Origin of the sequence: Rickettsiella massiliensis 20B, assembly GCF_000257395.1 — a bacterium.
Taxonomy (GTDB): Bacteria; Pseudomonadota; Gammaproteobacteria; order Diplorickettsiales; family Diplorickettsiaceae; genus Diplorickettsia; species Diplorickettsia massiliensis.
The window spans coordinates 107,550-119,763 of sequence record NZ_AJGC01000002.1; the positions used below are offsets into that span (position 1 = coordinate 107,550).

Genomic DNA, 12,214 nt, shown 5'->3' on the forward strand with positions numbered 1-12,214 from the left:
CATTTATCGGCTCGCTAAACTCGCAAATTCATTAAAGTCCATTACACTAAAAGAAGATTCTCATAAAAAATGACGGAAAACAGATCGTTAGTGTCTGTTTTTGTGACTCAAATCATCCTATTACCCTTGGCTTCTGAAAAAAAGAAGTTCATATAAAATAAGGGGGGCGAGCCAGCTATGTCAGCTATCGCGCCTACTCATTGTCATGGGGTTATCGGCCGTTCAAGCCGTCAGTTTTGCAACCGAAACAACTCCACCGATTTCACCCCAATCACAAACCGAATCGACTTTATCAAAAGATGTTTTACGTTTTAATCGAGAATTACAAATTATTAAAAAAGAATACGTACATCCTACATCGGATCATCAATTGTTATGTAATGCCATGCAAGGTATGGCGAGTGGACTCGACCCACACTCCGGTTTTTTAGATGCAGAAGATTTAAAAGATTTACAAACCGCTACGACCGGTCAATTTAGTGGTTTGGGCTTAGAAGTGGCAATGGAAGAAGGTTTATTACATATCATTACTCCGTATTCAACCCGGGGATTGGATTCTTCGTATCAATCATCAACCGGTACAAGGCCTAACGCTCCGCGAAGCCGTAAATAAAATGCGTGGCAACACAGGTAAAGTCGTTCATTTAACTTTATTTCGTAAAGGCTTACGTAAACCATTTACTGTACAATTAAAGTGTGAAGCAATCCAAGTTCAAAGTATCAAAGGACGATGGCTTTCTCCACATTTTGCTTACATTCGCATCGGTAGTTTTCAAGAAACTACCCGTAAAGATTTAGATAAGTTTCTGCATGCATTACAAGAAAATCCAAACAATTCATTACAAGGACTGATTTTAGATCTACGTAATAATCCAGGTGGATTATTAACTACTGCTGCGGAAGTCGCGAATGCTTTTCTAGATTCCAAACAAATGCAATATCAACAACTCTTAGTTTATACCCAAGGAAATACCCCGCAAGCGAACATGAGAATTGTCGCAAAAGATCATGACCAAAAGTATAAAGGGGCCCTGGTTGTGCTGATCAATCAGGGGACTGCTTCTGGCGCTGAAATTGTAGCGGGTGCGTTGCAGGATAATAAACGTGCGGTCGTAGTAGGAACAAAAAGTTTTGGTAAAGGTTCCGTACAGAGTGTCATTCCTTTAGATGAAATCAGTGCGCTTAAATTAACGACAGCGCTTTATTACACGCCGTCTGGCCGCTCGATTCAAGCTGCCGGGATTGTCCCAGACATTACACTCAATGAATTAAAGGTTAATTTTTTAGACGAGCGGGGGTTAGATGCTATTTATTTACACGAATCCGAATTAAAAGGTCATCTTAGCAATAATAAAAATCAACCCGTTAACCAAAAAACGAGCCTAAAGCCCTCTTCCGCTATTGAAACAAATGAACTTTTAAGAAACGATTATCAATTATTTGAAGCGTTCAATGTTTTAAAAAGTCTGGTGGTACTCCAAAATACAGCAAATAAAGCATGATTCAGTACAACCTTGATCATGCCTTAAAGCCATTCATTTAATATACTAAAGGACAAGTCACTGAATCTGTATTGAGGCCGTTTTGATTCTCCTGCAGACGGCAGGAGTAATTATTTTTATTACTAAATAACCCAGGAGAACGCGTTAATTTTTTTGTTTGTACTCATTATAGATTTTTCCTAATTCTGCTGAATCTTTTCGTAGTTGCTCTTCGGATCCACCTGTTCTATTCAAAATAAGAATTGCTTTATCAAGCAATTCTTTATCTAGATTATCTAAAGAATCGCGCCAGGATTGGCTAACCTGCTTCGCTTTTAAACATTTTTTTATAGAATAAAGAGCAGACTTTTCACCTTGATTAAGGTCATCAAGCTTACTAAGACATCCTTCAATAAGGTCTAATCTCTTTAATAATCTCTTGTTATCTTTTTGTTTAGAATAAAAATTTAATTTATTTTTTTGGTGTTCTATCAATATTTTCTTTAAATTTTTCGAATGTTTTAGTAAATAATTTTCTGAAGCAATCGATTGATTTAAAATCAATCTTGTATCGTTCAGCAGTTTTTTATCTAGGTGATCTAAAGAAGCTCTAGATAATGGATCAGTTAGTGCATCTTTTAACTCTTTTATTAAATGCAGGAATGCATTCTGCTGACCTATTTCATTGACAGTAGTGTCATGACTGAATAAACATTCTGTAAGAAGGTCCAATTGTTTTTTTAACAATTGATTTTGATTTTTTTTAGGTTGTTTAATTTTTATTTCTTTTGTTTTTTTTGAATCTTCTAATAATTGATACTCTGATTCTGATTCAAAAACACCTGGTGATGGCTGACTCGTCAACTTGTCTTTTGCTTGTATCAAATCCTGATCGATTACAATCTGTTTATCTTTTTTATTTATAACCGAATCATTACTTGATTGATACGCTTCATTCAGTTGATTATCTAACCGCTCACTTTCATTTTTTTCTAATGTTTCAAATGAATACTCCCGTGACTGATCCTTCAACTTATCTTGTTCTTTTATCAAATCCTGACTGGTCGTAATCTGTGTATCTTGTCTATTGATAAAAGAACTTTGATTTACAGAGAGTCTGGTTGTTTTTGTAACCATTTATCTTTATTTTGTTCGAGATATTGATCAATATCTTTTTTAAAAATTAAAGTATCAAAATGTCTTTTAAAAAAAATTAAATTCAAATGTAAATTTTCTGATTGTTGTGCTTGAAGCAAGTTATACTCTTGATTATGGGAACATAAACTATCTAAATCTTTTATTTTATCCTCATAAATCTGGTAAACATTAATGCTAATTTGATGATAATTATTTAAGTAACAACGAAGAAACTCAGCATCGATATGTAAGCCTAGATAAAATAGTTCTTGTAAATTTTTATCAAATAATTCTTTTGTATCAAATTTACTAACTAACTCATTATAAGCATGACTCGCAACAAAAGTATCACTAGTAAAAAACCTACACATGTCCTGACGAGCACAAGCACTTAAAAATTTAGGGATGGGGTCATTTTTTAGAAAAAATCTTTCAAAAAAAGCGTTGTATTGTTCTGGGGTTAAAGCACGATATTGCTTAATAAACTCAAGAAAATCTGAGGGACAAGCTATTTTATACTCTTTTTTGACCTGGTCTTCATTTCTCTCAACAATCTGACATAACTTATCCGCAACAAACGACTGTTTACCCTGTGTAATACCTTGCCTTAAGAAGGCCAGCATCATCGCGCTCGTTGCACAATTCCCATCTCCTAAGACTTCGGCAATATATACTGGCTCATTTAAATGATGGTGCTTGGCATTATCTAGATCATTTAGATCCGTAGCCTCATCTATTAAACAAATAGAATATCCTTTATTTTCAAGGTATATTGCTGAATCCAATAATCCTTGATAAAAAAAAGGGGTGTTATTATCGATGTCAGGAGTAGGCATAATCGGGACAAAAAGTAATTAAAGAGCTAATTATTGTCCTTAACAATTAATATTGTTTAGATATAATTTTAATTTATAAAATACAAATAGTCAAAACTTTTTTAATTAAAACCTAATGGCTCGTTTTAATACTTATAGTCTGGTAAAGAATCCATGGGAAGCTAAACCTAAAGTAAAACTACCATAGAATTTATACTCTATTTTAAAAAACTGAATCTCCCAAAAGAACAATTAAAAATAGATTTTTATCTAATTTTTAATGATCTTTGTTTGCAAGTTTTTCTATGATCATTATAAAAAATAATATAATTTGATTATTATAGTCAGATTAGAAGTAAATCTAAATAACACTCACTCTAAGCTATCTCGATTACTTTAAATTTTATTATTTATGGCTGATCATTTCTTAAATTTAACAAATTGGCATAAAGACAGTAGTTCCACCTTGTGCAATATTGATAATTGATTTACATGAACCTCTTATGATTCCGGGTCCTAATAAAATGTTATTAAAACTGAGTATAGAACCTACTAAATAGATATTTTGATAGCCGCTACTCGGCATCGCTGCACTATTTGAAGAAGCCTCATTTAAAAGTTGAAAAAGAGGCTGATTAATAAATGGCTGGACAACATAATCAAGTTTTTTTTCATTCAGCACGGTTAATATTTCAGAAAATTGAGCTTCTTTTCCAATATACATGCCTTTCCCTTTCCCTGTCAAACTCTTTTTTAAAACCCAGTTTTTAGGATTCATTTTAATATTTTGTACGGTATGATCATTTAATAACGTATAAGTTGGAATAATATAATTTGCTAGTTGATCACATTTTTCAGAAGAAATATATTTGGACATAATTTTTTTATTCGATAATAGCGCTAATAATCTTTTATCATGTACTATAAATATTGTTCTTATATCGTTAAAGTAAGGTTGTGCTGTTATTTCTTTAAACAAGTCTGAGTCTAAACAAACTAATTCTTCTTGATGTAAATTAAGTATTGTTTGAAAAACATGATCGCTTTGCTGATTATTAAATGGACTAATTTGTTTCACAGTTAAGTTAGATATTTTTTCTAAAATATTTTGTAAGAGGCAAATATCAAAGCTTTTTTCTTTATTCAATAAAATTGAGATAGGCCGATCAGAATCAAAAAAATTATTAATAATATTAGAAATTTTTAATAATTCTCTATCAAAATAGAAACTATTATTTCCAAAATTTTTATGTATTTCAGTATAGAGGCACTGTGAAAAAAGAAATGCATTTAATGGGAACCGTGTATTTATTTCACATATTTTTAACTGATAATTTTCATTAAAAAGAAAATCAGGACGAATAGCTCCTATTGCATAAGGTTTATCTCTCAATGGATATAATAAATTAAGCACAGTATCGTTGAGTGAAATCATCTCTTGGAGGATAGGATCATCAAAAAAGCTGCTTACAATCTTATGTATTGCCTCTATTAATAAAGTATGACAACCATTTACCTGATAAATGAGTTCTTTACTAAAAAGTAATGGATAAGGATTAATATTAAATTTATCAAACTGAATTGGCTGATAAGTTTTATTTAAATTTCTAATTAAATTAGACTGGTCTTTTTGAAATTGACTCTGTTTTGTAGAACGTTTTGGTAGAAGCTGTTTTATAGGCAACATAAATCTTGTTATTACTTAAGTTAGACCAAGAAGTTGTTGTTTTTTTTCTGATCAGCAGAAGAAAGGGCCGATGAGGTTTTAAAAAATCGAATACGTTGCAAATGTCTTTCTGGATCGTTTATTTGAGTTTTTGCATGAAGAAACCTTTTATTACTTAATATAAGTATTTGATTATCTCTTAACGTGAATCCTCGACAAAGTTTGGGTAAATATATTAAATGTTCTAGCTCGCTTATTGCATTGAATTGCTCAGAGGTTAGATGATCAAAATTAATAATTTCACGCCGATAGCGAATATTAAAATACTTATCAAAAATACATGCTTTTATAAAGTCAATTCCTTTGAAAAATTCTTTAGGCACATTTATAGTAATAGGAATATTTTTCAATATTTTGAGTGATTTATGAGATAAGGCGTCTTTTAACCACTTAACGTCGAGAATTAAATTGTTCCCACCCAATTTTTTATCGGCATGTAATACATACAAAGCGAAATAATCAGGAACATTTTCTTCATAAGAACAATCCGTATGAAAATGAAATTCATCATCTTTATGTGATCGAGCAAGCGGTTGGGTCATTTTTTTACCCCTTACTACCTTAATATCCCATAGATAGCTATTCTCTTCTTTATGAAGGTGTGGATGACCTAAAGTATTAATAATTTTTTTAAACGTAGCGCTCTTATCTTGATAATTTAAAGTAATTATAGATAGACCATACTTATCTAATATTTCTGAAATATGCGCGTATGGAATCACTTTATGGTGTGTTACCTTCAAGTAACAAATTTGAGGAATCTCTAGTTTTTGACTTTTATGAAAAATATTTTCAAGGTTATGTGTAGGCAAGATGGATTTACTCATAAATAACCCTTTATTATTGTTTTTATATATTCAACATAAAACTATAGGAGTACTTTTATCATACAACAATATGTTATAATTAGATGTAGAAAATATATAGATAAAGTACTTATTTTTTTAAGTTCTACATAATCCCGGCTCATTAAGGAGATTAGCTTTAATTGAAACGTCATCCATTGGCATACTCGATAGGACATAGAAAACAAAAAGTACGAAAATAAGTATACATATCATAAATTATTGAAAAAAGAATATTATTATGAAATCTTTATAGCCTTACAAAGATATAACAATGTTGATAAGTGGGCACTTTTTGTCACATACAGACTTTAAACATCTTCGTTCAGTTTATAAAAAATTTGTTCATGTTTATCCTGCACAGCAATGAAGAAGAAAACATTGGTTTAAACCATAGTAAATAAACTAAATTACCTTATTTACTAATTTAGTGATATTAGATAAAAGAAAAGATAAAACTCATCGATTAAACGGTTATTAATTAATTTAATTTCTTTGGCCGATCGTCTTAAACGCAAACAACTTCGATTAGCAAAGATATAGCAGATTTTTTTATCAGGATAAGAGCATTTTCCTTACTTTTCTTCGATACCACTTCCTTAAGTCTTCTTTTATTCTTGCATAAAATTCTAGGCTAAGTGAAAAGCCTATATTTATATTATTTCTTTATTATTTTAAACAGAGAATTCTTGCTTAACAGATGAAGATATAAAGCAACCACAAATCTATTTTTAGGCATTGACCTGCATATCAAGCTTCTGAAAACTTTCTTGCATCTAAGCGATTGTTCTGGATGAATTACATCCTCTTTCATACGCTTCAATTGATCTCGGTTTTAATTGCTAATTACCCCTATTTTCAATATTTTATCTGCTATCAGCATATAATACACTAAATAATTGAACAATTCATGACCACACTTGTTTTTTCTGATCATGCCAACCAGACACTGAATAATCTCTTTTGGCTATTTGAAAAAATGGTCGTTGTCAAACAATAACAATCGAGATCTGTAGATAAAGTCTGAGGCATCATTCTGGAGAAAAGAAAATCAGACATATACAGCTGATTTAAAATAGGTTTTCTTTTACTTCTGAGAACTATCCTACAGAAAATTAAATTTTTCAAAAGCAAAGAAATGCTGAAAAATTCTACTTTTCTATCAAATAACATGAATAAGACGCTAGTGATGACGCGCTAGTATTTTTTTAGGATTATAAAATTCTGCACCTTTTGTATTAATTTTTTCTAAAGGTTACATAGAATAGCACTGCTTTTAGTGATAAGTACCTGATGAAATAAGCCTTTCTCATCGCTATACAAAGAAGGCATTAATCAATGCCGGGCTCAAGCGCTCACTTGAAGATCGTGCACTCCATGCCCTGGCTTTCTAAATAGGCAATCGCTAAGGCGTATTTAAACCTGTGTTGATACCAACCTTTAAAGGTACAGTATAAATCTCACCTTGAATAAAAGCAGGATCACTGAAGATCGCAAGGATCTTAATGTAATCGGTTAATCGTGCCGCAGCTTTGGCATAAAGTTTGGCATGATCACGGAACTTATCAAAATTATATAATTTATATTCCCCTCTATCGATTACGGTTTTCAAATAGTAATCATTCGTTGGGGCTTGAATATTGGTTTCATTGACCGGTGTGATAAAAATGTCCATTGACGCAAAGTGGGTTTGATTCATTTCCACTAAATCCGAAACCGGTACATTTAATACGGTTCCGCGTAAACCATGACGCTCTTCGATGGTATCTTTGAGCTTTAAATCGTTTTAGTATTGTAGCGACTCCCGTGTCAAATAACTGACAGGTCGCTTTTAAACTACTGACATCAAACATAAGACAACCTAATAAATAAAATGAAACTGAATTCTCTTTCATCGATCAGATTGCCTATCTCTACAGGGTTGATAAGGCTTCGATAAATCTAATAAAGGTAGCATCCTATCAGCTTTTTAGATGGATAGTTTTATTATAGCTTCTAGTAATAGCGTTGACAGGTACTTTATCTAGTTATCTCTTTAAGTAACTTTTTTGATGGATTAATAAGCTCGTTATCTAATATTTTACCATTTTCTGATACAAAAAAAATAGGTTTAGATTTTAAACTTGGATTTGATTTTAAATCAGCAGTTATCTTTTCAATAATTGAAGTAATAAAATCTATAAGTTTTTCTAAGAGATTTCTGGTATCCAACAGACCTTTAAATTCATCTTTACATTCAATACTAGAGTCCACTAAACCATACTCTGCTATCCATCCACATCCATTTTTGTGTGAAGTAGTATTAATTTTATATGTCGATTTTCCTTTAACAAAAAAATCTTTTTCTTGATCCACTTCTCTTATTATAATATTTCCACTTTTTTCAGTATCAGATATGACTAATATACAGAAAAGAAAGCTAACTTGAATAAGTAACTCATTTTCACTTAATCTTATATCTATTTTTCTTTGGCTGCTTGAAATAGTCCATTGCTCAGCTGTATTGTTCCGTACATTCTCTACCAACATATTCATGTGAGTGTGAAGAAATTCTTGATGAAGAAATAGCATTAAAAATTTTTCGATCTGTTCTCTTTTCTTTTTATTTATATTTGGATAAGGCTCAAAAAGTTTTATAAATATTAAATCAACCGCATCAGGAGCATTAACATTTATATTTAAATCCTTTAGTGATTGGCCATTAACGCTGAGTTCTTTTTGCATTCTTGTGAAATCAGTTAAAAATTTTTTTTTATTATATACAGAATTTAATTGTTCTTTAGTCGTGATTCGGTATTTTGGATTTTTCATGAATCTATTTAATATTCTGTGATCTGAAAAAGAGTACATAATTTTAGCCCTTATGTTAGAAGCTAACTTTACTCAAAAATGCGTACCTAAAAAATTTTTAGATACCATGAAGGTGGCTTCTTATATTTTTTATTCTTACAAAAACTATAATATAAAAAAATATTTTTTCCTAGCTTCAGCGACTTCATTCGCAAGCTTAATACCCTGTCGATTTTTCTCTGTGGGATTTTTACGATATTCATCCACTATTTTAAGGATCTCGGCTCGACCTTCATACGGATCAAATAGGTTTGCTAAACTGTTCACCAGTTGTTTTTTACATTCAGATAATTGCGTTTGTCGTTTTGTTGCTGCGCTTGCAGCGTAGCCAGTGTCTTCTCAAACTGAGTTTGCTTTAAACCGACCTGCTTAACGGTACTAACTAAACCTTGCATTTCCCGCTCAGATAATGAAACTGATTATGGTAATTGATAGTTTTCAGGAATAGCAAAACTTTTTAGCTTCTTTTGTAAAGCTTTATTTTCGTTAAACACTGTTGCACTTTTTTTATACGCTTTTTCTAACTCTTCTACTGATTTGTATTTACTAGCATAGAGTTTGGGGGGATCGGTCACTATTATTACTTGTGTGACTCGATTTTCTGTTTCACTATTCATTGTTTCCATTGTTTTCCTCTAACAATTGATAAATAAAATTCAGTGTATTTTAAATATCGCGCCAAACCGAACGTCGACCATCCGCCCAAGCAAAACCAGGCTCGGTGGCTGTGGGTGATTCTTCAAACGCGATCCGTGTTAATTGATTTCTAAAAAATTCAGAACCTTGTGCCTGAGTAAATAACACAAATAAATCGTACTAATATTTATCTATCTTTTTTTGCTCAGTAAATGATTTAGTTTTTCTAACATCAGAACTGTACCTGTGAAGGAGAAAGAATGGCAATTGGACTGGCACTGGTCTGCGGTGTTGGCAATTGTGGCTTAGGCATTTGTGACTATTGAATCTATTGGGCCATATGCTGTAGAAAATTAGCCAACTCCTTTTTGGATTTCATGAGCTTACTTGGAAGATTGAGCTTATCGGCTAAGAATGGTAAAACTTCTTCTATCTTGGTGGCCATTAATACCGCACCTTTAAAGGAGGATGAATTTTCAGATACGATTTCCAGCTTCTCGACCGAGCTTGCAGGCTCACTCAACTCCAAAACTACTCAGCCGTGGTGAGTGGTGGATAGAAGAGATATCAAGCTCACTGATTGAATAGCTGGTGATTCTTTTGATTTTTCTGGCGAATAAGCCTTCTTCAAGGCTACACCGGCCACCGGCTTTTGAAAATATTAATCCTCTAGGCTGAGTAAATCTTGACCAGAAAGCCGGGTCGCTTTCTTAATAATCTCATGATCGATGCCCATATCCAGCATTCTCTTTGCAATAACCAAGTCTTCTTCTCTTTTGCCTTGCTGTAGGCCTTTTTGTAGCCCTTTTTGTTCAAGTTATTGTGCAAATGTCATAATAATATCTTTATCCTCTGGCAAGTCAGTGGTGAGAATGTGGATAAACTCATCGACCGCATCGGGGTCATTTTCATCCTAAGTTTTCTTTATTACGAATTTTACCACATAACGGCGAGGTTCTCTGCTTAATTGCTTGAGTAAGTCTCTAAAAGCCTCTCGTTTTTTTAAGAATAGCTAGAAAGTTCTTCGCCCGAGCATGTTTTTTATGATACAAACAAAAAACAGAGGAAGATTGTTACTTTTTAAATTAATATATTTTTTAAAGTGGATTCAACATAATACTGGCTGTTTCAGCAGCATAACGTTTAATAGCAACCATCGCACCAAAACGTGAATCTTCAGGTAATGCACCCTAAAACTGAATAAAATCGCCAAAAAAAATTCTTTTTGCAGTAAAATACTGCCCTACATTACCATTGGGATAAAGAGATGCCATTTTCTTTGTTTTTTCAAATGTTTTTTCGATAGAGAAGTGATGGGATTTATTGTTAAGCTGCAATTTTTCTCCACCGTTAAAAAATAAGCTCACATAAGACAGTAATTCGCTAAATCCAAGTACCGCATCGTTTTGGCCTAACACATAAGGATGAAATTCAGACAGAGAGGTGGTTAATTGAAATACCGCTTCATTCAGTAATTTGATATTTTCTTTACGCCTAATTTTTCGAGAATTTTTGATATAACGCTCATTCATGGTATGAAGTAGCTCTGAAAATAGCCCTATTTTCCCCGTAGTTAAGCCTTTAAATATAATGGACGAAAAACATACGGCCATACATTGATTGTAGACCCGTGGGGTTCTGTTATTGCGGAACGTACAGAAGCAGGCTCAGGTATTGTCTATGCAGAGATTAACCTAAAAAAATTGCATGAAATTAGAAAGTTTATACCTATTAGAAAGCACTAAAAATTATTTTCATTAATGAGCTAACGAAGGCACCCTACCCTCCCTATTGTAAATATCTTCAAGGCCAGAAACGCTCTCTTTTTCAAGCTATCTGCACAATCTTGCCTAAACCACCCCATATTATCTTACAAACCACATTAGCAGTCTATATTCCATTGGCAACCCTCCTTATAATTACCCATTAAACAATGATCTCTATATTTAACTGGCAATTTTTCTCTTTCTAGTAAAAAATCTATAATAATTTTTAACTTTTTATATTTTTTCCTCTTCTGAGAGATAGCTTCACATCTTTTTCAAATCTTTTTGTAAAAACGGCTTGCTACACATCTCAAAGCTTTTTTATCTCTGCTAATTTCGTATCCTAGTTCTTAATAAAATGCTGTGGTAAACCTCTTACCGTAGTTAAATTAGAATTAACAATTGTCTATATTTAATTGGTATAGACCGTTCTAAATTTATATTTTTTAGGGAGCCTCTAAAAACTTATTTAAATTTCGCTTGCGATTTAATCGCATGTAGGCCTTATAGCGGTTAGGGAATAAATGTTGATAATCATCTAATGGGTACAGTAATTTACTGTTACGCTGAAGATACGTATCTGCCAATGAGATTATAAATCTACTTGGCCAAGGTTTATTAGTATTTTTTAGCATTTTTATAAAAGCTTCTTGCTCTCTATTAGGGCCTAATTTTAATGCATATAAAAGATATAAAATAGCAGGACTTCTACTTGCTCCAGCGTGGCAGTGAATCATAATTGATTTTTTAGCGTTAGATAATCGGATATATGTATCTAGAAATTGAACTATTTTAATAAAATAGTCAATGATAGGCTCTTCTTACAAAGATAGATCGTCATCATCATAAAAATAAAGCTGTAATAAATTTATTTGTTCGGGAAACGTTGGTATATGCTCTTTAGCAATTCTAGGATCTATTATTGATATAATATGAGTTGGGTTAAATAGTTTATAAT

General features: G+C 32.2%; 15 protein-coding genes and 1 pseudogene. 3 read left to right on the top strand and 13 right to left on the bottom strand.

Features of this window, described 5'->3' with window-relative positions; all coding sequences use genetic code 11:
* The first annotated feature begins 205 nt into the window (after window positions 1-205).
* Window positions 206-613, top strand: a complete 408-nt coding sequence (locus tag S3O_RS15585; RefSeq protein WP_050816855.1) for a S41 family peptidase — start codon at window positions 206-208, stop codon at window positions 611-613.
* A complete protein-coding gene (locus tag S3O_RS14075) occupies window positions 564-1,502 on the top strand; it encodes a S41 family peptidase (protein ID WP_235776229.1) in 939 nt (312 codons plus the stop codon). The genes S3O_RS15585 and S3O_RS14075 overlap by 50 nt, the downstream gene beginning before the upstream one ends.
* Before the next feature lie 144 nt (window positions 1,503-1,646).
* On the opposite strand, the gene S3O_RS0106165 is transcribed toward S3O_RS14075, so the two are convergent.
* The 11 genes from S3O_RS0106165 to S3O_RS0106225 form a co-directional block, all read right to left on the bottom strand.
* The gene (locus S3O_RS0106165) at window positions 1,647-2,618 is read right to left on the bottom strand and encodes a hypothetical protein (protein ID WP_010598205.1); all 972 of its coding nucleotides are present in this window, start codon (window positions 2,616-2,618) and stop codon (window positions 1,647-1,649) included.
* Window positions 2,588-3,403, bottom strand: coding sequence for a hypothetical protein (locus tag S3O_RS0106170; protein ID WP_010598206.1), 816 nt, complete (start codon window positions 3,401-3,403; stop codon window positions 2,588-2,590). The genes S3O_RS0106165 and S3O_RS0106170 overlap by 31 nt, the downstream gene beginning before the upstream one ends.
* A 463-nt stretch (window positions 3,404-3,866) precedes the next feature.
* Window positions 3,867-5,120: a hypothetical protein gene (locus S3O_RS0106175; RefSeq protein WP_010598207.1), complete on the bottom strand. Its 1,254-nt coding sequence runs from the start codon at window positions 5,118-5,120 to the stop codon at window positions 3,867-3,869.
* Window positions 5,121-5,140: 20 nt separating this feature from the next.
* Complete coding sequence (locus S3O_RS0106180) at window positions 5,141-5,986, bottom strand: TauD/TfdA family dioxygenase (RefSeq protein WP_010598208.1); 846 nt, start codon at window positions 5,984-5,986, stop codon at window positions 5,141-5,143.
* 1,423 nt (window positions 5,987-7,409) lie between these two features.
* Window positions 7,410-7,703 (bottom strand): hypothetical protein, encoded by a 294-nt coding sequence (locus tag S3O_RS16495; RefSeq protein WP_010598209.1) that lies wholly within the window; start codon window positions 7,701-7,703, stop codon window positions 7,410-7,412.
* 320 nt (window positions 7,704-8,023) lie between these two features.
* Complete coding sequence (locus S3O_RS0106190) at window positions 8,024-8,815, bottom strand: hypothetical protein (RefSeq protein WP_010598210.1); 792 nt, start codon at window positions 8,813-8,815, stop codon at window positions 8,024-8,026.
* Between the two features lie 144 nt (window positions 8,816-8,959).
* Entirely contained in the window at window positions 8,960-9,121 is a 162-nt protein-coding gene (locus S3O_RS18875; RefSeq protein WP_235776208.1) for a hypothetical protein, read from the bottom strand.
* Window positions 9,118-9,249: a hypothetical protein gene (locus tag S3O_RS19645; protein WP_268869441.1), complete on the bottom strand. Its 132-nt coding sequence runs from the start codon at window positions 9,247-9,249 to the stop codon at window positions 9,118-9,120. Before S3O_RS19645 ends, S3O_RS18875 begins: the two co-directional genes overlap by 4 nt.
* 24 nt (window positions 9,250-9,273) lie before the next feature.
* Complete coding sequence (locus S3O_RS0106205) at window positions 9,274-9,480, bottom strand: hypothetical protein (RefSeq protein WP_010598211.1); 207 nt, start codon at window positions 9,478-9,480, stop codon at window positions 9,274-9,276.
* Window positions 9,481-9,520: 40 nt separating this feature from the next.
* Window positions 9,521-9,658, bottom strand: coding sequence for a hypothetical protein (locus S3O_RS17345; RefSeq protein WP_156792792.1), 138 nt, complete (start codon window positions 9,656-9,658; stop codon window positions 9,521-9,523).
* Window positions 9,659-10,680: 1,022 nt separating this feature from the next.
* Entirely contained in the window at window positions 10,681-11,022 is a 342-nt protein-coding gene (locus S3O_RS0106225; RefSeq protein WP_010598213.1) for a hypothetical protein, read from the bottom strand.
* Between the two features lie 69 nt (window positions 11,023-11,091).
* On the opposite strand from S3O_RS0106225, the pseudogene S3O_RS20445 reads away from it, so the two are divergent.
* Window positions 11,092-11,235 (top strand): annotated as a pseudogene (locus tag S3O_RS20445) (nitrilase-related carbon-nitrogen hydrolase); the annotation flags it as partial.
* A 137-nt stretch (window positions 11,236-11,372) separates the two neighbouring features.
* Here the strand turns inward: S3O_RS20445 and S3O_RS20450 are convergent.
* Both S3O_RS20450 and S3O_RS11785 read right to left on the bottom strand, forming a co-directional pair.
* Complete coding sequence (locus S3O_RS20450; protein WP_083827746.1) at window positions 11,373-11,516, bottom strand: type II toxin-antitoxin system YafQ family toxin; 144 nt, start codon at window positions 11,514-11,516, stop codon at window positions 11,373-11,375.
* A gap of 186 nt (window positions 11,517-11,702) precedes the next feature.
* Window positions 11,703-11,993: a putative protein tyrosine phosphatase gene (locus S3O_RS11785; protein ID WP_010598214.1), complete on the bottom strand. Its 291-nt coding sequence runs from the start codon at window positions 11,991-11,993 to the stop codon at window positions 11,703-11,705.
* Between the last annotated feature and the right edge of the window lie 221 nt (window positions 11,994-12,214).